This window comes from Rhizosphaericola mali (genome assembly GCF_004337365.2).
GTDB classification, from domain to species: Bacteria; Bacteroidota; Bacteroidia; order Chitinophagales; family Chitinophagaceae; genus Rhizosphaericola; species Rhizosphaericola mali.
Map to the genome: position 1 here is coordinate 550,515 of NZ_CP044016.1, position 25,918 is coordinate 576,432.

General features: G+C 34.2%; 21 protein-coding genes. 9 read left to right on the top strand and 12 right to left on the bottom strand.

Features of this window, described 5'->3' with window-relative positions; all coding sequences use genetic code 11:
• Positions 1–125: 125 nt before the first annotated feature.
• The gene (locus E0W69_RS02375) at positions 126–2,231 is read right to left on the bottom strand and encodes a type IA DNA topoisomerase (protein ID WP_131328435.1); all 2,106 of its coding nucleotides are present in this window, start codon (positions 2,229–2,231) and stop codon (positions 126–128) included.
• A 132-nt stretch (positions 2,232–2,363) separates the two neighbouring features.
• Here E0W69_RS02375 and E0W69_RS02380 point away from each other — a divergent pair, with 132 nt between their 5' ends.
• A complete protein-coding gene (locus E0W69_RS02380) occupies positions 2,364–3,590 on the top strand; it encodes a pyridoxal phosphate-dependent decarboxylase family protein (protein WP_131328436.1) in 1,227 nt (408 codons plus the stop codon).
• 1 nt (position 3,591) lies between these two features.
• Here the strand turns inward: E0W69_RS02380 and E0W69_RS02385 are convergent, their stop codons facing one another.
• Both E0W69_RS02385 and E0W69_RS02390 read right to left on the bottom strand, forming a co-directional pair.
• A complete protein-coding gene (locus tag E0W69_RS02385) occupies positions 3,592–4,392 on the bottom strand; it encodes a hypothetical protein (RefSeq protein ID WP_131328438.1) in 801 nt (266 codons plus the stop codon).
• A 128-nt stretch (positions 4,393–4,520) separates the two neighbouring features.
• Positions 4,521–5,240, bottom strand: a complete 720-nt coding sequence (locus E0W69_RS02390; RefSeq protein ID WP_131328440.1) for an SDR family oxidoreductase — start codon at positions 5,238–5,240, stop codon at positions 4,521–4,523.
• A 101-nt stretch (positions 5,241–5,341) separates the two neighbouring features.
• On the opposite strand from E0W69_RS02390, the gene E0W69_RS02395 reads away from it, so the two are divergent.
• The 6 genes from E0W69_RS02395 (at position 5,342) to lepA (ending at position 11,277) form a co-directional block, all read left to right on the top strand.
• On the top strand, positions 5,342–5,749 hold the full coding sequence (locus E0W69_RS02395) for a winged helix-turn-helix transcriptional regulator (protein WP_225321364.1): 408 nt from the start codon (positions 5,342–5,344) through the stop codon (positions 5,747–5,749).
• 2 nt (positions 5,750–5,751) lie between these two features.
• Complete coding sequence (locus E0W69_RS20395) at positions 5,752–5,904, top strand: hypothetical protein (RefSeq protein ID WP_191967939.1); 153 nt, start codon at positions 5,752–5,754, stop codon at positions 5,902–5,904.
• Positions 5,905–6,024: 120 nt separating this feature from the next.
• Positions 6,025–6,447 carry an OsmC family protein gene (locus E0W69_RS02400; RefSeq protein WP_131328442.1) on the top strand — a complete coding sequence of 141 codons (423 nt, stop codon included), beginning with the start codon at positions 6,025–6,027 and terminating at the stop codon, positions 6,445–6,447.
• 116 nt (positions 6,448–6,563) lie between these two features.
• Entirely contained in the window at positions 6,564–7,739 is a 1,176-nt protein-coding gene (locus E0W69_RS02405) for an O-succinylhomoserine sulfhydrylase (protein ID WP_131328444.1), read from the top strand.
• A gap of 105 nt (positions 7,740–7,844) precedes the next feature.
• Complete coding sequence (locus E0W69_RS02410; RefSeq protein ID WP_131328446.1) at positions 7,845–9,035, top strand: pyridoxal phosphate-dependent aminotransferase; 1,191 nt, start codon at positions 7,845–7,847, stop codon at positions 9,033–9,035.
• A 454-nt stretch (positions 9,036–9,489) separates the two neighbouring features.
• Positions 9,490–11,277, top strand: a complete 1,788-nt coding sequence (gene lepA, locus E0W69_RS02415) for a translation elongation factor 4 (protein ID WP_131328448.1) — start codon at positions 9,490–9,492, stop codon at positions 11,275–11,277.
• Positions 11,278–11,321: 44 nt separating this feature from the next.
• On the opposite strand, the gene E0W69_RS02420 is transcribed toward lepA, so the two are convergent.
• Together E0W69_RS02420 and E0W69_RS02425 are read right to left on the bottom strand one after the other, a co-directional pair.
• Positions 11,322–12,224: an alpha/beta hydrolase gene (locus tag E0W69_RS02420; RefSeq protein WP_131328450.1), complete on the bottom strand. Its 903-nt coding sequence runs from the start codon at positions 12,222–12,224 to the stop codon at positions 11,322–11,324.
• A gap of 44 nt (positions 12,225–12,268) precedes the next feature.
• Positions 12,269–13,069, bottom strand: a complete 801-nt coding sequence (locus tag E0W69_RS02425) for an O-methyltransferase (RefSeq protein WP_131328451.1) — start codon at positions 13,067–13,069, stop codon at positions 12,269–12,271.
• Positions 13,070–13,405: 336 nt separating this feature from the next.
• On the opposite strand from E0W69_RS02425, the gene E0W69_RS02430 reads away from it, so the two are divergent.
• Complete coding sequence (locus tag E0W69_RS02430; RefSeq protein WP_131328453.1) at positions 13,406–15,193, top strand: helix-turn-helix transcriptional regulator; 1,788 nt, start codon at positions 13,406–13,408, stop codon at positions 15,191–15,193.
• Between the two features lie 4 nt (positions 15,194–15,197).
• On the opposite strand, the gene E0W69_RS02435 is transcribed toward E0W69_RS02430, so the two are convergent.
• From E0W69_RS02435 to E0W69_RS02465, 7 genes are all read right to left on the bottom strand, one after another.
• Complete coding sequence (locus E0W69_RS02435) at positions 15,198–15,821, bottom strand: DUF6624 domain-containing protein (protein WP_131328455.1); 624 nt, start codon at positions 15,819–15,821, stop codon at positions 15,198–15,200.
• 88 nt (positions 15,822–15,909) lie between these two features.
• Positions 15,910–19,107 carry an efflux RND transporter permease subunit gene (locus E0W69_RS02440; protein ID WP_131328457.1) on the bottom strand — a complete coding sequence of 1,066 codons (3,198 nt, stop codon included), beginning with the start codon at positions 19,105–19,107 and terminating at the stop codon, positions 15,910–15,912.
• A 61-nt stretch (positions 19,108–19,168) separates the two neighbouring features.
• Positions 19,169–20,311: an efflux RND transporter periplasmic adaptor subunit gene (locus E0W69_RS02445; protein ID WP_131328458.1), complete on the bottom strand. Its 1,143-nt coding sequence runs from the start codon at positions 20,309–20,311 to the stop codon at positions 19,169–19,171.
• Positions 20,312–20,335: 24 nt separating this feature from the next.
• Positions 20,336–21,658: a TolC family protein gene (locus tag E0W69_RS02450; RefSeq protein ID WP_131328460.1), complete on the bottom strand. Its 1,323-nt coding sequence runs from the start codon at positions 21,656–21,658 to the stop codon at positions 20,336–20,338.
• Between the two features lie 234 nt (positions 21,659–21,892).
• Positions 21,893–22,378 (bottom strand): 30S ribosomal protein S16, encoded by a 486-nt coding sequence (rpsP, locus tag E0W69_RS20740; RefSeq protein WP_131328462.1) that lies wholly within the window; start codon positions 22,376–22,378, stop codon positions 21,893–21,895.
• A gap of 126 nt (positions 22,379–22,504) precedes the next feature.
• Entirely contained in the window at positions 22,505–23,791 is a 1,287-nt protein-coding gene (locus E0W69_RS02460) for a UDP-N-acetylmuramoyl-tripeptide--D-alanyl-D-alanine ligase (RefSeq protein ID WP_131328464.1), read from the bottom strand.
• A 73-nt stretch (positions 23,792–23,864) separates the two neighbouring features.
• Positions 23,865–24,257, bottom strand: a complete 393-nt coding sequence (locus tag E0W69_RS02465) for a DUF4783 domain-containing protein (RefSeq protein WP_131328465.1) — start codon at positions 24,255–24,257, stop codon at positions 23,865–23,867.
• A gap of 129 nt (positions 24,258–24,386) precedes the next feature.
• Between E0W69_RS02465 and gpmI the strand changes: the two genes are divergently transcribed.
• The gene (gene gpmI / locus E0W69_RS02470) at positions 24,387–25,913 is read left to right on the top strand and encodes a 2,3-bisphosphoglycerate-independent phosphoglycerate mutase (RefSeq protein WP_131328466.1); all 1,527 of its coding nucleotides are present in this window, start codon (positions 24,387–24,389) and stop codon (positions 25,911–25,913) included.
• Positions 25,914–25,918 lie beyond the last annotated feature (5 nt).

The window sequence follows — 25,918 nt, forward strand, 5'->3', positions numbered from 1 at the left end:
GACGAAAATTGGAGCACTCTAGTCTCTAAATTTTTATAATTATATTTTTCTCATGGGCATTATTGGATTTTAATTAATACAATAGAGCCTTGTTCTTTTCTATTAAGTGAAAGGAACGATAAAAATTATTCCACCTCAAACTCAAATTGATCATTCATTTTTATTTTTCCTTCCACTTTATTTCCATTGAGTTCAAGATCTTTCAATTTGGTAGTTTTCCCTTTGGAAATAAGATCTGCCATTTGCTTGTCAGTGAGCGTTTTTCCAAATAGTTGGAATGGTAATTTGAATCCGCAAACTTGAAAATTTTTACAACCCAAAGCTTGTTTTCCTTTTACTAATGGATGAATTTTACATTTTGGACATGTTAATTCAGCTAAAGGATCCTTTTTTACAACTGGCTTTTTAGGTTCTTTTTCTGTCGCAGTTTCTTCTTTATTATCTGTATGAACGATGGAAATTTTCTTTTGATTTTCGTTTTTGACAGTTTGTACCAATTCCGAAACCATTTCGATTAATTCATTTTTGAACGTCGATAATTCGTAATTTCCTTTTTCGATGAGATTCAATTTGTATTCCCATTGACCGGTCAATTCGGGGCTTTTCAATAATTCATTGTGAATTGTATCAATCAGATCAATGCCCATTTTGGTAGCGATCAGGTTCTTTTTTTTCTTTTCGACGTATTTACGCTTTTGTAAAGTTTCAATGATATTGGCGCGCGTTGATGGGCGACCAATCCCATTTTGTTTCAAAACTTCTCGTAATTCTTCATCCTCAATTTGTTTGCCTGCAGTCTCCATCGCACGCAAAAGCGTTGCTTCCGTATATAATTTAGGCGGCGTTTTTTTCCCTTTATGTACAAATGGCGCATGTGGACCAGACTCCCCTTCAGAAAATAAAGGCAAGATTTTTTCCTCCTCTTTATCCTTGCTATCTTTTTCCTCTTTTGGATAAAGTGCACGCCAGCCTTCGGAAAGAATTTGTTTACCAGTTGCTTTGAATTCAATTTTATCTACTTTACCCAAAACGGTTGTATTGGAAACAATACATTCCGGATAAAAAACCGCGATAAACCTGCGCGCAATCATATCATACACGCGTTTTTCGTCCTGTGAAAGATATTCTGGATATTCTCCCGTCGGAATAATTGCATGGTGATCGCTGACTTTGGTATTGTCAAATACGTTTTTGGACATGGGAATGGGGGCTTTTAAAATCGGCTCAATCCATTTGGTGTAAATTGTCATATTTGCCAAAATTTCAGGCACTTTAGGGTGTAAATCTTCGGATAAATACGTCGTGTCCACACGCGGATAAGTCACTAATTTTTTCTCATACAGACTTTGAACCAATTTGAGGGTTTGTTCGGCGCTATTGCCATACTTTTTGTTGGCATCTACCTGCAAACCTGTTAAGTCGTACAATTTGGGATTTTTTTCCCGTCCTTCTTTCTTTTCAAAACTGACAATTTCGAAAGGAAATTTTTCCAAATATTCCTTGCCTTTGATGGCTTTTTCTTCTGATTTTAAGCGTTCAATCGTTGCGGTAAATTCAGTTTCTTTAAATATGGTTTTTAATTCCCAATAATCTTCTGCGATAAAAGCATCAATTTCTTTTTGTCTTTGTACCATCATGGCTAGGGTAGGCGTTTGTACTCTTCCGATGGATAAAACAGCTTTATTTTCTCCATATTTTTTGGTGTAAAGACGTGTTGCATTCATTCCCAAAAGCCAATCACCAATTGCACGTGCACTTCCTGCAGCGTACAAATTGTCGTATTTACTGCCTTCAAATAAATGTTCAAAGCCTTCTTTAATTGCCGCTTCTGTCAAGGAAGAAATCCACAATCTTTTTACAGGCGCCTTACTTTGAGATTTTAAGATGACCCAACGTTGAATCAATTCTCCCTCTTGCCCAGCATCCCCACAATTAATGATCAATTCGCAATTTTCTAATAAGGACTTGATGACGTCAAACTGCTTTTCAATTCCTTTGTTGCTAATTAGTTTGATACCAAAATTGGGAGGAATAATAGGTAAATCCGAAATATTCCAAGATTTCCAATGTTCCGAATAATCATGTGGCTCTTTCAACGTACATAAATGCCCAAAAGTCCAAGTAACCTGATAGTCATTTCCCTCAAAATAACCATCTTTTCGGGTTTTGGCCCCCAAAATCTGTGCTATTTCTTTGGCTACACTTGGTTTTTCGGCAATACATACTTTCATCCAATGAATCATTTTGTTCGACGTGCAAATTATTTCAAAATGATGGGAAATATAGATTTTAAAGAAAAATCATATTCACAACAGTGTCTTTGCCATTTGAAAGCGCTATTTTGCGTAGCCAAATTATTAGACATGAAATATTGGAAAAGATTATCTGCATCTGAACAAGATCGTATCATCACTGAAGCATTGGAAAAAAATATCAGCTATGCGCAAAATAGTTATTCGCTCGGCGTTCCTGCTTCTCAATTGGACGAAAAAGTGTTTGATGATAAGGTTTCTTTTCTAAAAGATGCACCGCTTTTACGTACTTATGTTGCCAATCCCAATCATATCGGCTGTCATACTATGGGCAATTCCGAATTGTTTTTTGCGGGCACGCAAAAATTGGAGGCGGAAGTAATCGAACTATTATCTGTAGATGTTTTGCATGCGGAAGAAAATAGTTGCGACGGATTTATTGCAGCAGGAGGGACGGAAGCCAATCTGCAAGCTTGTTGGATTTATCGTAATTATTATGCCAAAGAATTTGGAGCAAAAAATGTGGAAATCGTAATAATTAGTTCGGAGGATACGCACTATTCTATTCCCAAAGCGTCTAATTTATTGTCTATTGATTGGATTTCAGTTCCTGTTGATCCCGAATCAAGAGAAATCCGCTCCGAGGAAGTGAAATCGTTGGTTCAAAAAGCCGTTGCCCAAGGTAAAAAATACTTTATAGTTGTTACTAATATGGGCACGACTATGTTTGGAAGTGTGGATGATCCGCATATTTATTCAGATGTATTCAAACAAATGAATTTGCCATTTTGCATGCATGTTGATGGTGCATTTGGAGGATTTATTTACCCGATTAGTCAACCCGAAAATTTACTCAATTTTCATAGTACCGATGTGATTTCCATCACTTTAGATGCGCATAAAATGTTGCAAGCACCTTATGGAACGGGCGTATTTCTCATTCGGAAAAATTGGATGAAATATGTTTATACGGAGGAGGCGCAATATGTTCACGGGATGGATATTACCCTCAATGGTAGTCGTAGTGGAACCAATGCGGTGGCTGTTTGGATGATTTTGAATACCTATGGACCGTTTGGATGGTTGGAAAAAATCAACAAATTACTGTATCGAACGACTTATTTGTGTGACAAGTTACTCACTAGAAAAATTTCCTTTTATAGAAATACATCCATGAATATCGTAACTATAAAAGCCAATGCGATAAAAGAAGATGTGGCCGAAAAATATGGTTTGGTTCCAGATTCACACGATCAACCTAATTGGTATAAAATTGTGGTAATGGACCATGTGGATCTGGATATTTTGGAAAAATTTATTGCGGATTTGGATAAATAAATTACAATTTCTCCGCATATAAATGATAGCCTTCTTCATATGTTGCTAGAACAACTTTACTATTTTTGAGTATCCAAATAGCTTTTGGTGTATCATTATGTTTAGAAAATAATGTGGAGTATTGTTTGGCTAATTCAGTTTGATCAATGGAATCGGAGTATGTTGATTCTCCATAATTAGCTAACATAAGGTTGTAAAGAAAATTATATTGATCAATATTTTCAATTGTATTATTGATAGAATTGGTTCTGGTTATGACATTAATCACATTGTTACTTTTTTTATAGCTAAAATAATATTTATAATAAGTATTTGGTTTTCCAATGTAATAGACATTATCTTGATCAGACCATTGTATTCCTAAGAAATCAGAACTAGAGTCTTTTAGAATCGTAATTTTAAAAGAAGAGTCTTCTGCTACTACTTTGTTTTCGTTGTATGCGATAGTTTTGATAGTGAATACCCCAGGTATATAAAAATAATTATCCCAACTTATTAAGTGATATATTCCTCCTCCTTTTTTTGATAAATGTAATAAAACACTTGTATCGGCACCTGTCAAATAGGTTGTAATGGAATCAATATTTCCCGTATAGTTAGTTCTATTCAGAATTTGTAATTTCGAAAATGCTGTGATAGTATCCGAACTAGTTGTAAGTTTAAAAGATACACTTGTTGGTTTTTCAGTTGGTACACTATCTGCATTCGGTATTGTAGTTTCTCCCGAAATATCATGATTTTTTGAACAAGAAATGACTAAAATACTGGTTATAAAAATTGTGAGTAATGACTTTGTTAGCATAATAATGGTTTAAATAATAGGTTCGCAAACATAATAGTTTTGTACGACTATTTTCTAAGAAATATTATGTTCATAATTTCATAACTAACAATAACGCCCACATGATCTAATCATGTGGGCGTTATTATTTAACTCAATTTTGCCATGGCTTCATGGATGACTTGCGTTACTTTTTTGGTCATTCCAACGGGTATTTCGACTTGATTTTTTTCTAAACCCAAATACAATTCATCTGCGACTTCAGAAGGTGGAATACCATCTTTACCGCCAATTTCATTAGAAAAGTCTGTATTTACAAGAGGAGGGAATACTTCGAATACATGTAGATTTGGGTGCTCCGTATAGCTCGCTCTCAATGCGGTTGTATAACCATGCAAAGCAGCTTTTGATGCGCTATAGGTTGGAATTAATGGATGACTTCTATATGCTGCGATAGAGGAAATATTGACAATTGCAGCAGTTTCTTTTTGTAATAAATGTGGTAGCATTAGTTCGGTAAAATGAATAATTGCAATATAATTAGTATTGATTTCTTGCAATGCTTTTTCGTGTACATTAGTTGTTTGGTCCAAACGGTAACTATAGGCAAATCCTGCGTTATTGATGATAATATTTACTTCAGGATGGTTATTTTTCAACTCATTAGCAATGCGGATTCTATCACTTTCGAGCGACAAATCTCCTTGTATGGCGATCGCATTGTGTAGCTCAGCCAACGCCCTTTGTAATCTTTCTTGATTGCGGCCATTGATGATAATATTATTTCCATCGCTTAATTTTTTTGCGATTGCGAATCCGATTCCAGCACTTCCACCACTTATAAATATGGTATTTCCTGTTGTTTTCATGTTATTTCAGTTAAATAATTTAATTTTACTTTCGTTTTGCAAGTGTAAAATTATAAAATACTTTCAAAATGCAAGTATTTTTGATAAAAAATATTTTTGATATGGTAAAAAAAAGATCAGATTGTCCGATAAGTTGTTCGCTTGATATATTTGGAGATAAATGGAGTTTGTTGATTATCAGGGATTTAATGTTAAAAGGATCATGTACTTATGGAGATTTTCAAAAGTCAGATGAAAAAATTGCGACCAATATTTTGGCAGCAAGATTATTGCAGATGGAAGAAAATGGTTTGATTTCTAAGTCCGAACATCCAGATAGCAAAGCAAAAGTGTTATACAAACTCACACAAAAAGGTATTGATTTGCTCCCGATCTTGGTAGAGATTCAATTATGGGCGGATAAATATGTGGATTTGACTCCGGAGCGTCGAGCGATTATTGAATCTGTAAAAAAAGATAAAAATCAATTTATCGCTAAGCAAATGGACGCATTAGTCAATACTTTTTAAATATGGCATCCAAGAAAAAAGGACAATTAACAGCCTCCAAAGAATGGGCGAAACACTTACGCAAATTTTCCAAAAGACAATATTGGAAAGGCGAGCGCAAAGCTGGTAAAAAGAATATACGACTGGAGATGTATGTAAAAAGAGGAAAAAATTAGCTTCATCTTTCTTATCTCTTAGATAAATCGCAGAAATTTTAATTTAATCTGAAATTATATTAATTCGCGGAGGATTTGTCTAAAATTAGATAAATTTGTCCTTCTTAAACAGACAGGATTATGGCAAGTATAGAATTGAATTTGGTAAACGGTCAGTACGGATTTGAGGCAAAAGATCAAAGTGGTCACATAACAAAAATGGATACCAAACCAGAAATGGGCGGCCAAGATTTTGGAACAAGACCTATGGAATTGTTGTTAGAGGCTTTAGCTGGTTGTAGCAGTGTAGATGTAGTAAGTATTTTATCCAAACAAAAACAAGACTTGCAAGGCTTGAAAGTTTTGGTAAATGGAGAACGTGCGGCGAAAGATGATTTGAGTCTTTGGAAGGATATTCAAATAGAATTTCAATTGAAAGGCGATATTGATCCTCAAAAAGCAGAGAAAGCGGTTAGTTTGTCTATTCACAAATATTGCTCGGTTGCAGCGACTTTAGTAGCCGCAGGAGCGGAGATTTCCACGAAAGTGACGATTGAGAAGTAAATTTGAGATGTGAAATATGAAAAGTGAAATGGATGAATAACGTTTTGCTTTTCAGATATAACAGAAATGTATTTTCCAAAAGAGCATTGAATTGCTCGCAATTAATATAAAGCAAAATGTTTGAAGAATTTGGTTCTCGCCAGACAAAAGCCATCCGTACACAAGTTGAGCGTTCTGGTAAAAGGGAACATTCCGTTCCTGTGTATTTGAGTAGTAGTTTTACTTTTCCTGATGCAGAAGAGATGCGTGCCGCATTTGCGGATGAAAATGACGATTATATTTATAGTCGCTATGGTAATCCAAGTGTGGATGAGTTTGCCGAAAAAATGGCAATGATGGAAGGTGCAGAAGCAGGATTTGCGGTAGCAAGTGGTATGGCGGCAATTGCTGCGCCAATGTTTGCTTTGTTGAAAGCGGGAGATCATATTTTATGTTCAAGTTCTATTTTTGGAGGTACGACAACTGTCGTAACCAAGTTTTTGGAAAAGTTCAATGTAGAGCATACGATGGTGCCTGCCGGCAATGTTGACGTTTGGGAAAAAGAAATTAAACCCAATACCAAAATGGTATTTTTGGAAACACCTACTAATCCTCAATTAGAAATAATTGATTTGGAAAAAGTTGGACAGATAGCTAAAAAACACAATTTATTATATTTTGTAGATAATTGTTTTGCTACGCCTATTTTACAAAATCCGATTGAATTTGGTGCTGATTTGGTAACACATTCCGCAACTAAATGGATTGATGGACAAGGTCGTGTTTTGGGTGGTGTTGTTGTAGGAAAGAAAGAATTAATCCACGAAGTGTATTTATTCTGCCGCAATTTCGGTCCGACTTTATCTCCATTTAACGCTTGGGTTTTGAGTAAAAGTTTGGAAACTCTAGAGTTGAGAATGGAACGTCATTGTTCTAATGCATTGAAATTAGCGCAAGCATTGGAAAAAAATCCTCACGTTGAAAAAGTAATTTATCCAGGATTACCAAGTCATCCACAATATGAAATAGCTAAAAAGCAAATGCGCGCTGGTGGCGGTATTGTCGCTTTCGAAGCAAAAGGCGGCGTTGAAGCCGGTCGTAAATTTATGGATTCTTTGCAAATATTGTCTTTGACTCCTAATTTGGGAGATTCAAGAAGTATTGCATCGCATCCAGCAAGTACAACTCATAGCAAAGTACCTGAAGATATACGTCTTGCGACGGGCATCACGCCAGGGCTGATTAGGATATCTGTTGGTTTGGAATTTATCGATGATATTATCGGAGATATTGAACAAGCATTAAATAAATAAGTTAAATGGGTAAATATTTTCAAAATATTTGCCCATTTTTTTTAATATGAAACAAAGCAAAAGATACTATCTTTGTTTTCCAATTTTTTAATAAATAAAGCTTTTATGGCACTTTCTTCATTTTTGAATCGTTTTGAGGAGCCGGCAACATTGAAAATGGCTCAGATGGGTCGCGATCTTAGCGCGAAAGGTATTGAAGTAATTAACTTGAGTTTGGGTGAACCAGATTTTGATACACCTCAACATATAAAGGATGCTGCAATAAAGGCTATTAATGAAAATTATAGCCACTACACGCCAGTCGCAGGTTATTTGGATGCAAGACAAGCGGCTTGCACAAAATTGAAAAGAGATAATAATTTAGATTATACAGCGGATCAGATCGTTTATTCTACAGGTGCAAAACAATGTTTATTAAATGCATTGTTAGCCATTGTGGATGATGGGGAAGAGGTAGTAATTCCAACTCCTTATTGGGTGACATATTCCGAACAAGTAAAAATTGCTCGCGGAGAAGTTGTTTTAGTAAGAACTACTGCTGAAAATGGATTTAAAATCACTCCAGCAGAATTAGAAGCAGCAATTACTTCCAAAACAAAAGCATTTATGTTTTCTTCTCCATGTAATCCTTCTGGTGCGGTGTATAGCAAAGAAGAATTAGCTGGATTGGCAGAAGTTTTTAGAAAATATCCGGACGTGTATATTATTTCTGATGAGATTTATGAATATATCAATTTCGTTGGTGCGCACGAAAGTATTGCACAATTTGAAGATTTGAAAGATAGGATTATCTTAATTAATGGTTTGAGTAAAGGTTTTGCTATGACAGGTTGGAGAGTTGGATTTACCGCTTCCAATACAGAATTGGCAAAAGCAATGATCAAAATTCAAGGTCAATTTACAAGTGCTACGAACTCAGTTGCACAAAAAGCTGCGGTAGCTGCGTTCACAGGTGATATTAGTTCTTCTAAAGCCATGACTGCAGAATTTGCAAAAAGACGTACACGTGTATTGGAATTGATTAAAGAAATTCCAGGATTGAAATGTTTTGCTCCAGAAGGTGCGTTCTACGTTTTTCCTGATGTATCTTCTTATTTTGGAAAATCTGATGGAACTACAATGATTAAAAATGCAGAAGATATGACCTTATATCTTTTGAATACTGCACATGTTTCTTCTGTTGATGGTGCTGCATTTGGCGAACCACTTTGCGTTAGATTTTCTTTCGCTGCAAGTATGGAAAATATCGAAAAAGCTTGGAAGCAAGTAAAAGAAGCCTTGGCTAATTTGAGTTAGTTGAAAATAATTTCCTATAAAAAAGCAGATTTTTCAATTGAAAAATCTGCTTTTTTATTAATTCAAATGTTTTATGAATCGGACGAAAATATAGGAAGCTACCACAAATACAATGTAAATATTTACCACATTATTATACTTCATATAAAACTTTCTGGTAGAACTAGATATTGCATTGATTGAAGGTTTATTATACCATTTAAAAAAAGAAAAGCCAAATGCAACAAAATCTAACTTACGGTATCGATAAAACAAAATGAATTTAACCACTATTGCAATAATTGCAAAAATGATTAAAAAATTAATGGTGCCATTTAAAATTAGGAACACAGTCTCCATAACTTAAAGTGTGTAATAGGTTTTTAGTGTAATAACGAGATTGATTGGTTCAAAGCTAAGATATTTTCTTTGTATAAAATGAAAGCGAATAACTGTTTTTATATCTTTGCCATCTATGGATAAAATTAGAAACTTTTGCATAATAGCACATATCGATCATGGTAAGAGTACCTTGGCAGACCGATTGTTGGAATATACTCAGACAATTGGTTCACGTGAAATGATGAACCAAGTGTTAGATGATATGGATCTCGAAAGAGAAAAAGGTATTACTATTAAGAGTCATGCTATTCAAATGCAATATGTTTATAATGGAGATACTTATACAATTAATCTAATTGATACTCCCGGTCACGTAGATTTCAGCTATGAAGTGAGTAGAGCTCTTGCAGCGTGCGAAGGCGCGCTATTATTGGTAGATGCGGCGCAAGGTATTCAAGCGCAGACAATAAGTAATTTATACTTAGCGATTGATAATGATTTGGAAATCATTCCCGTAATCAATAAGATTGATATGGATGGAGCGATGATTCCAGAGGTAAAAGATCAAATCATTGAATTAATCGGCTGTAAAGAAGAAGATATTTTACTTGCGAGTGGCAAATCTGGTATCGGAATTGAGGAAATTATGCATGCCATCATTAATCGTATTCCCGCTCCAAAAGGAGAATTAGAAGCTCCTTTGCAAGCGTTGATTTTTGATAGCGTATTTAATAGTTTTCGTGGTGTAATCGCCTATTATCGAGTGGTTAATGGTAAATTGAGAACCGGAGATAAAATCAAATTTGCAGCGACTAAGGCGGAATATTTTGCCGATGAAATTGGTGTTTTGAAATTAGGCTTAAATCCTACGAAAGAAGTTGGCGCCGGCAATGTGGGGTACGTTGTAACGGGTATCAAAAATGCCAAGGATATCAAAGTAGGAGATACCATCACTTTGTCAAGTCAACCAACAACAACACCTATCAAAGGTTTTTCTGAAGTTAAGCCAATGGTATTTGCGGGTATTTTTCCTGTAGTTACAGAGGACTTTGAAGAATTGAGAGATTGTATGGAAAAATTGCAATTGAACGATGCTTCTTTGACTTTTGAATTGGAAACTTCACAAGCCTTAGGGTTTGGTTTTCGATGCGGATTTTTGGGACTATTGCACATGGAAATTATCCAAGAACGTTTGGAACGTGAATTTAACCAAACTGTTATCACTACTGTTCCAAATGTGAGTTTTCATGCAGTTACTACAAGAGACGAACATATTATCGTAAATAATCCATCTCAAATGCCAGAAACTACCAAATTGGCTGAGATTGAAGAACCATTTATCCGTGCGCAGATCATTACTTCTCCTGATTATATCGGAAATATTATGACTTTATGTTTGGGTAAAAGAGGAATGTTGATTAATCAGACTTATTTAACTCAATCACGTGTAGAGTTGACATTTGAATTACCATTAACAGAGATTGTATTTGATTTTTATGATAAATTGAAAAGCCAAACGCGTGGATATGCTTCATTTGACTATACTCCAATTGATTATCGCCCAAGCGATATCGTAAAAATGGATATTTTGTTAAATGGAGATAAAGTTGATGCTTTGAGCGCACTTATTCACAGAAGTCGTGCACAAGATTTTGGACGTAGATTATGTGAAAAATTAAAAGAATTATTACCTCGTCAACAATTCCAAATTGCCGTCCAGGCTGCCGTTGGTGCAAAAGTTATCGCAAGAGAAACAATCAGCGCTTTGCGTAAAGATGTTACTGCAAAATGTTATGGTGGTGATATTTCACGTAAAAGAAAATTACTAGAAAAACAAAAAGAAGGAAAAAAGAGAATGCGACAGATCGGTAACGTAGAAGTGCCGCAAGAAGCCTTTCTCGCCGTATTAAAATTAGATTAAATTAGAGAAGCACGAAGGGTAAGCGAAAGCTTACCCTTTTTCATTTATGGAATGTATTTATTTTGCTGTAACCAATCTACTGACGCGTCTAACCAACTTTCTTTGGTTGTTTTGTTATTGAGCCCAAAACCATGACCACCATTTTGATAAATATGCATTTCCGCTTTCACTTTATTTTTAAGCAATCCTTCATAATATAAAATACTATTGATTGGATTCACCGTTTTATCATCACTCGCTAAAAATAAGAAGCTTGGAGGTGTGGTTGGCGTGATATGCAATTGATTAGAAAAATAATCAATATCACTTTGAGGTGCTTCATTGCCAATAAGATTTTTACGAGAGCCTGTGTGACCATATTCTAAGGACATAGAAATTACAGGATAGCCAAGCAAGGACCAATTGGGATATAAATTTATTTTTTCTGTATTGGAAATTAAAGAAGTGTCTGCATGTACTAACAGAGTAGAGGCTAAATGTCCTCCAGCGGAAAATCCGATAATACCAACATTATTAGGATCGATATTATACTGGGACGCATTTTTACGAATCAAGTATATGGCCTGCTCTGCATCTTGCAAAGGAACGAATTTAGAATTGTCAAATTCCTGGGACAATGGCATTCTGTATTTCAATACAAATGCAGTAATTCCCAATTTATTATAAGCTTTAGCTACGTCATATCCTTCTTTCTCCATAGCTAAATGCGCATATCCACCACCAGGAAGTATTAAAATTGCTGTTTTTAGTGCGTTGCTATGTTCTGCTTTAAATACGGTAAGCGTCGGTATTGTTACATCTGACACTTCTCCTTTTACCGGAATTTTTTCCAAATTAGTTGCCGTTCCTTTTACATTAGGAACTTTTTCATACAAGGGAATTACTGTTTGCGTAAATGCCGTCATTTTGAAGAAAAGTGTAATGGCTAAAATCGTTATTTTTTTCATACAAAGATTTTGTCACTAAAGTAACTCATTTGTTAAAAAAATAACTAAAAACGAATTGTGAAATCTTCTTTTTCTAAATTTTCATTTCTAAAAAATACCAAACCGACGAAAAACAAGTCAATAGATATTTTTACTCGTGGATCTGCCTTAATTTGATTCCATGCCTCTTCCATATCTTGGCTCCAATGAATATCATCGAAAATGATCACCGAATGATCGTGTATATGTGGTAATAACAGATTGAAATAATGAATTGTTGGATCTTTTCTATGATTGCCATCAATGAATATAAAATCCAATTGGGAAGGAAATTGTTTAAGAAATACAGGTAGCGTATCATCGAAATTTCCCTCAATTATTTGAATATTGGTCAATTGTAATTTTTCGAAGTTTCGATTTGCTGTTTTTGCAACAGATGGAGCTCCTTCCATCGTAAACACTTTACCTTGAGGATCAGCAGATGCTAGATAGCTGGTGGTAATACCTAGAGATGTTCCTAATTCTAAAATTTGATGGTATTGATAATAATTGATTATTCGGTAAAATAACTGGCTAAATTTGGCTGGTTTTAATGCGGCCTTTGCAATATTCGATATTTTACGATGATGATTTCCATCTACTCTTGAGCCTGCACCAAAGTCTTTGATTTCTAATTCAGTATCTTCTTTTTTTAAGCAGTTGCGTAATCCCTCTATGGCAGCAAATGATGGATATGTTTCCTTGTCATTCAGCACCTTCCTAATAAAATTATATACAAATGGAGAATGGGTTCCATGACCTTTACCATTTAATGCGTTTAACTTGTACGCGATATATTTTTTCGCTAATTCAAATTTAGAAAACATAGATCGCGAAGATAATTCATTTCAAAAAATAAAGACTGTCAATATGGACAGTCTTCAACTAAATATAGGTGTATTCAAATAGATTTTCAGATTAGCAACGGCATTCACATCTAATAATATGTAAAATCCGAGGATATTATTATTTTCTATTCCTTTGTGCAAAGGAATGATTTGTCAAATAGTTAATGAAATTCAAATCGTTACATAATGTCTACAAGTTATTAAAAATAACGTCTACAAAATGTCTACAAATTTATAAATAATTGATTTTAAATGATATATATATTTAATATAATAAATATAATAAAGCTATTATTTTAAATTATTTTTGATATTGTGAAATATATAATCAATATCTTATTCATATTTATATCAATTAACTCAGTATTTGGACAAGAATTGCCAGTGCAATTAAGAAATGCTTTCGTATTAGACAGATACGGAAATAGACAGGAGGCAGGAAAGGCTATTTCAACATATTTAGAAGTTGTATCTAATCAAAAGAATTACACTGAAATGGTTGAGGCTCTTACAATTCAAAGTAGGATTTACACAGTAAATGATAGCATTTTTAAGGCAATTGATTATTTAAATAAAGCAAATGAAATTTCTGAAAAAACAGGAAATCCAATTCAAAAAGCTTATGTATTAATGGCCAAAACTTGGCTTGATTTTTTTACTAATAATCATAAAAATGTTGTTGCGGATTCTCAAAAGGCATTAAGCCTTATTCCTTCTAATCAACATTTAATTCTAACCCTATTGTTAAATACTATAATTTATAATGTTTTTAGCCAGGTTAATAATTGGGATGATGCAAAGAAATATATTGATAAGATAAGAGATATTGAACCCTCGATTAACAAATTGCAATGCAAATATTCATCCAACTATTTGTATAGCAATTATTTGAAATGGAAATATGAAATGAATCCTAATAAGAAATTGAAAGATTCTGTTATTAATTTATATAATAATCTTCACAAACAATTTCATGCGGGATATGTACCAATTACGGATTTTATTATCATTTTATTTAATGAAACTAACTTCAAGAGTAAATATACCACAAATGATAAAAGCATTAGTTCCCAAATCTTTAAATCAGGAGTTGATTCTATTGAAAAATATCTTCCATTAGTGACCATAAAAAAGGATTTCTTATATGGTGGAAGTTATACATTTTTGGCACAGATGCAATTAATAAAGGATAATTTAGATTCTGCAATTTATTATCTAAAAGTTGCAAATAATACAGTGTCTAAGACTACTCCAAGTCTTATGACATCTAATATGAAATCACAAATTTTAAATTCTCTGGTTACATTATATGAAAATAAAAAGGATTACAAGAATGCCTTCTTAATTGAGAAAGAAGCTCAATTATATTCAGAAAAATTGTATGAGTTAGAAACCGGGATTTATAATAAGCGAATCGAGTCTCAATATGAATTGGGTGAAAAAAATGCAGAAATTGTAAAACTAAGAGCAAATGAAGAGTGGCAAAAAAAGATGAATTACATTTATCTAGGAATTTTTATCTTGGGAGGTGCTGCATTTTTGGGCTATTATAAATCTTATAGGTTTAAACTAAAATATTCAGTTGAACGAACTCAGAAATTAAAACTGGAACGAGATGAAGCAGCACTGAAATATAAGTTAAATTTGGAAGAGCAAGCTAGGTTGAAACAAGAAAAAGAATATTTGGATATTCAACATGAACAAATGAAGCGGGAATTGATGCTAAATACATTGCATTTAGAACATAAAAATAACCTCTTACGTAATATCAGTGTAAATGCTAAAGATGGTAATCCTCAAAACCTTCAAAGAATATTAAAAGAAGAAAGTAATATAGATTTGGATTTTGAAGATGTTAAAACACAAATACAAGACATTAATCCATCGTTTTTTAAAATATTAATGGATAAATCCGACCAAAAATTAACCAACTTAGATTTGAAATATTGTGCCTATCTACATTTGAATATTGAAACAAAGCAAATTGCTCAGTTATTTAATGTTGAACCTAAAAGCGTAAGAATGACTAAATATCGAATAAAGCAAAAACTTAATTTGGATAAAGATGAAGACTTGGAAGTTTATTTAAAAGATATAAAATAGTTGATTAATTAGAATTTGGATAAGGAACATTCAAACTTTTTGCATATTCTTCAATGGTATCTAAACCAACTGATCTTCGTCGTTTATTTATATTTTTAGGATCTATAATTGGAAAAAATGTTCTTTTACCTGTTTGCTGATCGATTTGTAATTGTGAACCATAAATTTGAGGTTTTCCTTGCCTAACTAGCCTTCTATCTTCGGTTAATGCCAAATATCTAGGTGCTAATTTTTTTTGTTTTACTGCTAATTGCATGATTGGAAAGTATTTTTCCTGAATTGCAGAATCTGCATGTTGAAGTATAGCCCATATAGCAATAGATCGATCTGTCCCAATACTACTAGAATCTGGCCATCCATATTTATCTAAAATATTAGAAATAGCTACAATATTGGATGAGTCGTGTAATGCAGTTTGATCAAATATATGCTGAGCTTCTTTTGATTGTATCCCAAATTTCGATAGAATATGCTGAATTTTTGCTCTATCATCTTGGTCAAATTTGAATGCACTATCAATTTGCATGTTTAGAAAGATGTCGGTCTTTATAGAATCATTTTGTGCTTGCGCTTTGTTAACGATATATGTTATTGTTATAAATAAAAAGAGGTGGTATTTCCAATTCATATGTGTTCAAGTTTTAGCCAAGATATCAAAAAAATAAAAAAGCTGGCAATTTTAAATTGCCAGCTTTTTTCAAATATTGAAAATAGTATTAATGACTTAATCTATCCGAACCATCTTGTGATTCTGCATGTTTGATTCTCAAAGCTTCTAATTCTTTTTCACTATATGCACCTTTTGCAATTAATGCAAATAATACTGGTACTAAGAAAATCGCAATAGAAGATGCCGCAATCATACCTCCACAAACGGTCCATCCCAAAGTAGACCTTGCAATAGCTGCTGCTCCTGATGCAAATGCCAATGGTAACACTCCTAAGATAAATGCTAAGGAAGTCATCATGATTGGACGAAGACGAAGAGATACGGCCATCAATGTAGCATCAATGATAGGCATACCTTCCACATCGATACGCTCTTTCGCATACTCAACGATCAAAATTGCATTTTTAGCAGCCAAACCAATTACGGTTAATAGCCCAATTTTGAAATAAATATCATTTACCAATGTTGGAGTAAATGTAATTGTTAAAATAGCACCGAATATACCAATAGGAACAGCCAAGATAACGGCAAATGGAATTGCCCAGCTTTCGTATAATGCCGCCATGAATAAGAATACAAATACAAATGACGCGATAAATACATAGACAGTCATATTACCTGCGGCTAATTCTTCACGGCTCATGTTACTGAAAGCGTAATCATAACCATTTGGTAATACTTTTTGAGCAACTTCTGTTAACGCATCTAAAACTTGAGCACTACTGTAGCCTGCATTTGGAAGTACCGTAAATTCAATATTTCTATAGATATTGTAGTGGAAAATGGTGGCTGGAGATTCCGTTAATTTTGTTTCTATTAAAGAACTCATTGGTACTAATCCACCCGCACTATTTTTTACATAATATCTGTTGAAATCATTAATGTTAGATCTATATGCACTATCTGCCATCGCCATCACACGGAAATTACGACCGTACAAGGTAACGTCATTGACATAAGTACTACCCATTAATGTAGACATAACACCATATGCATCACTAATATTTACACCATATTTTGCAACTTGATCTCTTTTTAAATCTGATTTGTAAACTGGTGTATGTGAGGTAAAGAAAGTCAATGCTAATTTAATTTCTGGACGTTGCATTGCCATCATTTGAAATTTCTTAGCTAACTCTTCAAATACCTGAATACTATCATTACTTGTTGTCTGTAGTAATTCTAAAGTTTCACCACCAGCACTACCAAGACCATCAATAGGAGGTGGGGCAACGGCAACTATTTGGGATAGTTGGGTAGTTAAATCTCCTGTTTTTTGATAAATTAAATTAGATATTGAAGTCGCGTCTTGGCCTTTACCCAAACGTTCATCCCAAGGTTTCAAGGATACAAACAAAGTACCTGAGTTGGATTTCGCAGACTGTGTAATCGCGTTAAATCCTGATAATCCACCCACTAGTTTAATTTCGGGTATAGTTTGTACTCTTTTAATGATCGTATTCAGCATATTTTTGGTACGCGTCATAGAGGAACCTTCCGGTAGCTGGAATGCAACGTATAAACGACCTTCATCCTCTGATGGTAAGAAACCTGATGGTTTTGCTTTGAATAAGAAAATCATTCCAACAATAAATACAATCAAAATTACTAGGGCTGTAACTGTGTGCTTGATTAACCAAGAAACAGCTTTTGTATATTTATCTGTAACTCGTCCAAACCATCTATTGAAGGCATTGAAAAATTTGTATAAAGGATTTCTACTATTAGAAGTATCTTCTGTTGGCTTTAACATTAAGGCTGACAATGCAGGCGTTAATGTTAAGGCGATAAATGCCGAGATCAATACAGATACTGCAATTGTGATCGCGAACTGTTGGTACAATCTACCCGAAATACCAGGAATGAAACTTACAGGTACGAATACCGCTGCCAATATCAACGCAATTGCTATAACCGGAGCAGAAATGTCTTTCATTGCTCGGTGCGTAGCTTCTTTAGCATCAATTTTTTCATGATCCAAATAGTGTTGAACTGCTTCCACCACAACAATGGCATCATCTACCACAATACCAATTGCCAATACAAAGGCAAACAATGTCAAAGTATTTAACGTAAATCCAAATGGATAGAAGAAAATAAATGTAGCGATCAACGTTACTGGAATCGCCAATACGGGAATTAATGTAGCTCTCCAGCTCTGTAAGAATAAGAATACAACTATAATTACTAAGATTAAAGCCTCAACGAATGTATGTATAACCTCATCAATAGATGCAGTTACCACAGATGCTGTTTCTAATGGAATAGCGTAATCCATATCACTTGGGAAATTCTTTTTCATTGTTTCCAAGTTCTTGATTACGTTATCATACGTAGCTAATGCATTTGCTCCTGGTGCTAAATAAATTAACATAAACGCTGCAGGGTTACCATTAACGTTACCTTGTGCTGTATAGTCAAATGCACCTAACTCTATTCTAGCTACATCTTTTAAGTAAATTAAACTACCATTAGTAGCATTGGCCTTTACAACGATGTTTCCAAATTCAGTGGGGGTTGATAACCTACCATTGGTCAATACTGTATATTCAAATGCTTGATTTTGTGGTTGAGGAGCACTACCTACAGAACCAACAGCCACTTGCATGTTTTGTGCAGAGATAGCATTTGTAACATCTGCAGGCGTTAATCCAAATGAGGATAATTTGTCAGGATTAATCCATACACGCATACTGAAATCTTGTGCACGGGACAATACATCACCTACACCAGGAGTACGTAAAATGACGTCTTTGATATAGATATCTGTATAGTTTCCTAAGAATACCGCATCATGACTATTTTTAGGAGAGTATATACCTAAGGCCATAAATATAGACGGATTTCTCTTACGTGTTGTCACACCTAATCTCTGTACAGCCTGTGGTAAAAATGGTTGCGCAATACTTACCCTGTTTTGTACGTCCAAGGTTGCAATATTAATATCTGTACCTACGGCAAATGAAACCGAAATAGACACCGCACCAGTGGATGTACTGTTACTTGTCATGTATTCCATGCCAGGAGATCCATTAATATTTGTTTCAATCTGTGTAGCCACTGTCTGCTCAGCAGTGATGGCATCTGCACCCGTAAAGCTCGCTGTAACCGAAACTGTCGGAGGGGTGATGTCTGGAAATTTAGAAATAGGCAAATTTAACATTGCCAAAATACCCACGATTACTAACACAATTGAAATTACAATTGCGGTTACGGGGCGTTTTATAAAAGTATCTGCAAACATATTTTAATTCTTATTGGTCATCATTTAATAGTTCCAATGTCTCATTTACACTAATCCTCGATTATTTTTTTCCACCTTGTGCGGCAGGAGGTGTTGGAGGCGTGGTCGTAATTTTAGAACCCGCATGTAATTTTTGCGTACCATCTACTACGATTTTATCTCCTGCATTTAAGCCTGATAACACAGCAGTGTATACACCTGTATTTGCACCAAGTTTCAATGCACGAGGAGCAACTTTATCAGAATCACCAATAACGTACACTGAAAATTCTCCTAATTGTTCGAATATCGCTTTAGATGGAATAAGGATGGATTGTTTATTATCGCCTACAAGTACAGTAGCATTCATTCCTGGTTTCAACAAGTCTTTGTCATTTTGGAATGTCAACCTTACTTTAACAGTACCTGTCTGCATATCCGCAGCACGATCAATCAACGCCACAGAACCTAGTTGTCCATAAACAGAATCTGCACCTAAAGATATTTTAAAGGCTTTAGCTTGTGATTTTTGTAATTCGGTAAATCTGTTTAACAAAGTTTGGTCAACGTTGAAATCAACCGCAATTGGGTTATTTGTAGAAATTGTATTTAAAACGGTTTGCCCAGCAAATACAGCCATACCCATACGTACTTGAGATATGCCAACAGTACCACTAAAAGGTGCGTAGATTTTTGTGAATCTAACGTTGCTGTTTAAGCTTCTAGCACTTGCTTTCGCTGCAGCTAATTGTTTTTGTGCAGAAACTAATGCCGCATCTGCATAATCAACTTGTTGTTTTGCGATGGCGTCATTTTTTTCTAATTCATGATACCTATTATAATCCTGTTGAGCCTTAACTACAGCAGCCTCTTGTACTGCGATAGTGGCTTGCGCATTAGAAAGGTTTGCATTGTAGACTTCTTGGTCAATTGAATAAAGCAATTGTCCTTTTGTTACTCTTTGACCATCTTTAAAATGAATACCAGTGATGTAACCAGTTACCTGAGGAGTTAGGTTTACTTGTTGGAATGCAGTTACGGATCCTGGATATTGCTCTCCAAAAGTTGCATCTGATGCACCAACTACTGTATCTGTAACAAATACCGGTGCATTAGGGTCTGGCATCATTGACGCAGCGCCTGCTTTGTCAGATTTGTTACCACAGGATGCCAATACAACGAAAAGTGATAAGCCAATTATATTTTTTGTTTGTTGTAAGAACATAATATGTTTTGTTTAAAAATTGTATTAATTTGGTTGAATATCTCCAAGTGCTTTTTGTACGTCGACTTTATCACTTAGTAATAAAAATAAAGAGTTGGTATAATTAATTTTTGCTGTCCTTAATGTAGTCTCTGCGGTAATGACGTCTAAATACATTTTAACCCCAGCGCGATATTGAAGATCAACAGTATTGTACACTTCTTGAGCTAATTCCATATTTTCTTTATTTGCTTGGTAATTTGCAAAATCCGATTTGTAAGTAGAGATAGCTGTTTGATATTGTTGGTTAACTGTATTTTTCAAATTCTGAAAATCAAAATCATTTCTATCAAGGTTCAATTGAGCCTGTCTGATATTTTGTTTTCTGAGGCCTCCTTGAAATATTGGCATAGTTACTTGCAAACCTACATATGACTGAGGAAAGTTGTTGTTATACAAGGGGGAAAAACGATTATTGAAATAATTCAAATTGTAAGTTGCATATAGTGAAACTGTTGGTAGATAACTCCACTTTTCATATTTCAAATTTGCCATTAACAAATTCTTATTAGTTTGTAAAGTTTTATATTCAATTCTTTTTTCCCAATTTACAGTTGAATTTGTATCGATAATGGCAGATTGTTCCAATGCTAAAGAATCATAATGAATTGTAAGTTCTTTGCTATTTGGATAGTTCAAAAACGTTCTAAGTTGCTCATAATAGGAGGGGATCATAGATTCGTACCCTCTTTTTTGTGCGATAGATGTATTTAAATTAATCTGCGCTTGTTTGTAACCTGTGTTGTCTACCGTACCTGCCTTATATTGGTTAAATGCGTCTTTGTGGCTTCGTTGTAAACGAATAATATCTTCGTCTAATACTTTAATTTGTTGCATTAAGGTGAGGATAGAATAATACGTTTTAGACACATTTGCAACTAAGTCAATTTTGTTGCTAATGGTTGTGTTACGCGTATTTTGTCTAACGTCTTCTGCACTTTTAGATGCTAATAAGGCATCTCGATTAAATAAATTTTGTGAGGCTGCTACTGCAACTTGAGATGTATTATATGTACCAGCTGAAAACACGCCTAAGGTAGTTACCGTAGTAAGTTTTTGAAATGTATTTTGGTACATACTGGTTGTATTCACTTGTGGATACCACGCAGATAATTTGCCTTTAATTTGACTTTCTGTAATTTTTTGATCTAATAAATTTTGTTTGATTAGTGGATAATTATTTAAGGCATATTGGATACATGTTTCCAATTCTACATCATGTAAAATGGTATCTGCTCCTGCCTGCGCGTGTACTTTGCCACTAGAAAAAGCCAGCGCGCCGATAATGAATGCAGCAATTTTTTTCATTAAAAAAAATTAATTTAAAGTAAAGCCGAGTTAAATTGATTGGTTTTACCTGATTTTATAAATGATAAAAGAAAATGAATGCAAAGTAAAGACTAAAAGTGCAATTATTCAAACGTTTGTTTAATTTTTTTATTTGGTGAATATTCTGTTAAAAATAATAAAATATGAGACAATAAAAAAGTCCCATTAGAATTATTCTAATGGGACTGATAAATTGTTGCCAGTAATTTTGGACTAAGCTTCTTCAGTAGAAGGAGCTTCATTGTCTGCTTGTGGCGCGTCTTGCACTGGGGCACTAGGCTCAGCTGCAACTTTTTTTACAACATACTCACTACGTTTTGTACGTTGTTGTTTTCTGTGCTCATCATTACGACTTTTAACTGAAGCTTCGTGATTTTCAAACCATTGTTGGAATTTAGTCATCGCTGCTACTTCATCAAATAGTCCCAATTTAACACCTCTCAACAAATGTTTTAAATATAAAACACCTTTGAAAGAAAGAATACGTCTAACTGTATCTGTAGGCTGAGCACCTTTGTGCAACCACTCTAAAGATTTTTGGCGATCCAATTGAATGGTCGCTGGAACAGTTAATGGATTATAAGTTCCCAACTTTTGGATGAACTTACCATCTCTTGGAGCTCTAGCATCTGCTATTACAATAAAATAGAAAGGACGCTTTTTGCTTCCGTGTCTTTGAAGTCTAATTTTGACTGCCATTTTAAATAGAAATTTATAGGCGTTAAAAAATAAAGTTTAAAAAATTGAGTGACAAATTTAATCTTGATTAATGTATTAGCCAACTTTTCTTTTGAAAAAAATTAAATTATAACAAAAAAATGTGTATTAATTGACAATTAAATTCATTTTCATACTATTACTACCTTTGATTAGTATTTCTGTATTGTGGATATCTTGTTTTGATAACCACTCTTTTGCATCTTGTGAATTGGAAAAAAATAGAAAAGGTTCAATGTTTATTTTTCCAAAATCCCCCCCGACAAGCACAACTGATTTCCAATTATATTTACGGATTAGGGCGAGTATATTTTCATGTTCTTGAATACTGGTCTCCCCTAATTCCATCATGCCCCCAATCATCAATATTTTTTTATCTCCTTGTATTTTTGCAAAATTTTCAATAGCCAAGCTCATACTTGTTGGATTCGCATTATATGCATCCAAAATGACTTTGCTTCCGTCTTTATATTGGATTAATTGTGATCGGCTGTTAGTCGGTTGGTACGATTCAAGAGCTTTTACAATTTGTTCTTTGCTAACTTCAAAATAATTGCCAACAGCAGTAGCGCATAACACATTGGGTAAATTGTAACTACCTACAAGTGAAGTCTTTACATCAATTCCTCCCTCATCTTCGATACCAATTTTCACATCGAGAAATGGGTCGCTTGATACAACTTGCCCGACAACTTCTCCATTTTGACTTCCATACCAATGAATTTCGGAAATATCATGCGACATGGTATGAAAATAATCATAATCATCATAGGCGAAAATGGCACCTCCATTTTCACGGATATAATCGAATAATTCCCCTTTGCCCTTACGCACACCATCTATGCCTCCAAATCCTTCTAAATGAGCTTTTCCACAATTGGTAATTATACCAATTGTAGGTTTTACATATTTGCAATATCCTTCAATTTCTTTTTGATGATTGGCGCCCATTTCGATAATTGCCATCTCTGCGTCTTTTTTTATAGAAAGTATGGTAATGGGAATTCCAATATGATTATTTAGATTACCTTGAGTAAAGTAGGTAATATATTTTTGAGATAAAACACTATGGGTTAATTCTTTAGTTGTTGTTTTTCCATTGGATCCAGTAATCGCAATAAACGGTATCTCAAAAGTTTCTCTGTGGTATTTTGCTAATTGTTGCAGTGTCTCTAACACATTTTCAACTACAATAAATTTTTCATTTTCTGTAGCAGGTTTTTCATCTAAAATGCAATAAGCTGCTCCGTCTGCGATTGCTAGGTCGGCAAAGTTATTTCCATTAAAATTTGGTCCTTTTAATGCAAAAAATAAATCTCCTTTTTGTATATTTCTAGTATCTGTAGTTACGTGTGGATACTTTTGAAAAATGTCGTATAAATCTTTAATTTCCACGATTGATGATTTGTTGCAAACATACAATCAAACCTAGATAATCTTATAAAATATGGGGAAATAAAAGCAAAAATTAATTGATTCGTACCGAAAAAATGGAGTTTTTACCGCCACGGTTATGTAACATTAATGTAATGTTATAACCTTGTCCTTTTCCTGTTAATTTACCAGCGATATACATAGTACTACCCATTTCTCGTTGAGAAGTCAATGAGAAATTGTTGATGTCATTATCATTGTAAAATGCCTTAAATAACATGCCTGCTTGGTTTTTCCCAATATTTTTCCCTTCATCTTTATTGGGAAGTTTGATATCTAACACATCATCGAAATAAGAAACTATCTTATTGGCATCACCTGTATTTAACGCATTTATTACTGTTTGTTGGTCATTATCCAAAAAAGTAAATGAAAACATTGCTACAGCAACGATGCATCCTAAAATGACTAATAAACTCTTTTTCATCACTAAAAATCATTAAAATATATCAAAGCATGTAGTAACAAATTTTAAGCCAAATGTAGTTTAATCGTTAAAATATTGTAAATAGTCTGATTTTTTACCTAAAAAGAAGAAAAACTGTACTTTTAGACCATGAAAAATAATAAAGTAATACTCGTGATAATGGACGGCTGGGGCTTGGGACAAAACAAAGCATCAGACGCTATACAAAATGCCAATACTCCATTTGTAGATAGTCTTTATGGAAAATATCCGCATTCCACTTTGATAACTTGTGGAGAAGATGTTGGATTGCCAGATGGTCAGATGGGTAATAGCGAAGTTGGTCATCTAAATTTAGGTGCGGGTAGGATTGTGTATCAAGAATTACAAAGAATCAATGTCGGTATTCGTGATGGTTCATTTGCCCAAAATGAAGCACTATTGGAAACAATCAAATATGCGAAAGACAATAAAAAAGCATTACATCTCGTCGGATTGGTAAGTAACGGTGGCGTGCATAGTCATATTAATCATCTAAAAGCATTATTAGATGTATGTAAAGAAAATGACTTGGCTCGAGTATATGTACAAGGTTTTACAGATGGACGTGATTGTGATCCGCATAGTGGTAAAGGCTTTATTTCCGAATTGCAAGAACACATGAAATCTTCAGTTGGTGAAATTGCAAGTATTACAGGACGTTATTACGCGATGGATCGTGACCGTCGTTGGGAACGTGTAAAATTAGCTTATGATGCTTTGGTGAATGGAGTCGGAGAGGAAAGTGCAGATTTGGTGGCTTCAATTGAAGCTTCTTATAATAATAATGTTTCAGATGAATTTTTGAAACCAATCATAAATACTTCTGTGAAAGATCTATCAGATGCTAAAATCAAAGATGGAGATGCGGTGATTTGTTTCAATTTCCGCACCGATCGTCCACGTGAAATTACACAAGTATTGACACAGGAAGATTTTCCAGATTTTGGAATGCATAAATTACAATTGTATTATACAACGATGACCGAATATGACAAGACATATAATAATGTTCATGTCATCTACGAAAAAGATAATTTGGTAAATACCTTAGGTGAAGTCGTAGCAAAGGCTGGCAAAAAACAAATCAGAATTGCTGAAACAGAAAAATATCCACACGTGACATTTTTCTACAGTGGTGGACGCGAACAAGAATTTGATGGAGAAAAAAGAATCATGGTTCCTTCTCCAAAAGTGGCAACGTATGACTTGCAACCAGAAATGAGTGCATTTGGAATTACTGAAAAAATAGTTCCAGAAATTGAATCAGAATCTGCTGACTTTATTTGTTTGAATTTTGCAAATACAGATATGGTGGGACATACAGGTGTTTTTTCTGCAGTAGTTAAAGCCGCGGAGACTGTTGATAAATGTGTAGAATCTGTTGTTACTGCTGCAATCCAACATGGTTACACTGTATTTTTAACTGCGGATCATGGTAATGCGGACTTTATGGTAAATGAAGATGGTACTCCAAATACACAACACTCTTTGAATTTGGTTCCATTCTTTATCATCAATGATGGCGAATTTAATGGAGAAATAAAATCCGGTAAATTAGGAGACTTAGCTCCAACTATTTTGACTGTAATGGGAATTGAAATTCCAAATGAAATGTCTGGAAATGTATTGATCTAAATTAT

Excerpts from the sequence above, each read along its gene's own strand:
- E0W69_RS02375 (WP_131328435.1), bottom strand. The coding sequence starts at position 2,231 with ATGAAAGTATGTATTGCCGAAAAACCAAGTGTAGCCAAAGAAATAGCA.
- E0W69_RS02380 (WP_131328436.1), top strand. The coding sequence starts at position 2,364 with ATGAAATATTGGAAAAGATTATCTGCATCTGAACAAGATCGTATCATC.
- E0W69_RS02385 (WP_131328438.1), bottom strand. The coding sequence starts at position 4,392 with ATGCTAACAAAGTCATTACTCACAATTTTTATAACCAGTATTTTAGTC.
- E0W69_RS02390 (WP_131328440.1), bottom strand. The coding sequence starts at position 5,240 with ATGAAAACAACAGGAAATACCATATTTATAAGTGGTGGAAGTGCTGGA.
- E0W69_RS02395 (WP_225321364.1), top strand. The coding sequence starts at position 5,342 with ATGGTAAAAAAAAGATCAGATTGTCCGATAAGTTGTTCGCTTGATATA.
- E0W69_RS20395 (WP_191967939.1), top strand. The coding sequence starts at position 5,752 with ATGGCATCCAAGAAAAAAGGACAATTAACAGCCTCCAAAGAATGGGCG.
- E0W69_RS02400 (WP_131328442.1), top strand. The coding sequence starts at position 6,025 with ATGGCAAGTATAGAATTGAATTTGGTAAACGGTCAGTACGGATTTGAG.
- E0W69_RS02405 (WP_131328444.1), top strand. The coding sequence starts at position 6,564 with ATGTTTGAAGAATTTGGTTCTCGCCAGACAAAAGCCATCCGTACACAA.
- E0W69_RS02410 (WP_131328446.1), top strand. The coding sequence starts at position 7,845 with ATGGCACTTTCTTCATTTTTGAATCGTTTTGAGGAGCCGGCAACATTG.
- lepA (WP_131328448.1), top strand. The coding sequence starts at position 9,490 with ATGGATAAAATTAGAAACTTTTGCATAATAGCACATATCGATCATGGT.
- E0W69_RS02420 (WP_131328450.1), bottom strand. The coding sequence starts at position 12,224 with ATGAAAAAAATAACGATTTTAGCCATTACACTTTTCTTCAAAATGACG.
- E0W69_RS02425 (WP_131328451.1), bottom strand. The coding sequence starts at position 13,069 with ATGTTTTCTAAATTTGAATTAGCGAAAAAATATATCGCGTACAAGTTA.
- E0W69_RS02435 (WP_131328455.1), bottom strand. The coding sequence starts at position 15,821 with ATGAATTGGAAATACCACCTCTTTTTATTTATAACAATAACATATATC.
- E0W69_RS02440 (WP_131328457.1), bottom strand. The coding sequence starts at position 19,107 with ATGTTTGCAGATACTTTTATAAAACGCCCCGTAACCGCAATTGTAATT.
- E0W69_RS02445 (WP_131328458.1), bottom strand. The coding sequence starts at position 20,311 with ATGTTCTTACAACAAACAAAAAATATAATTGGCTTATCACTTTTCGTT.
- E0W69_RS02450 (WP_131328460.1), bottom strand. The coding sequence starts at position 21,658 with ATGAAAAAAATTGCTGCATTCATTATCGGCGCGCTGGCTTTTTCTAGT.
- rpsP (WP_131328462.1), bottom strand. The coding sequence starts at position 22,378 with ATGGCAGTCAAAATTAGACTTCAAAGACACGGAAGCAAAAAGCGTCCT.
- E0W69_RS02465 (WP_131328465.1), bottom strand. The coding sequence starts at position 24,257 with ATGAAAAAGAGTTTATTAGTCATTTTAGGATGCATCGTTGCTGTAGCA.
- gpmI (WP_131328466.1), top strand. The coding sequence starts at position 24,387 with ATGAAAAATAATAAAGTAATACTCGTGATAATGGACGGCTGGGGCTTG.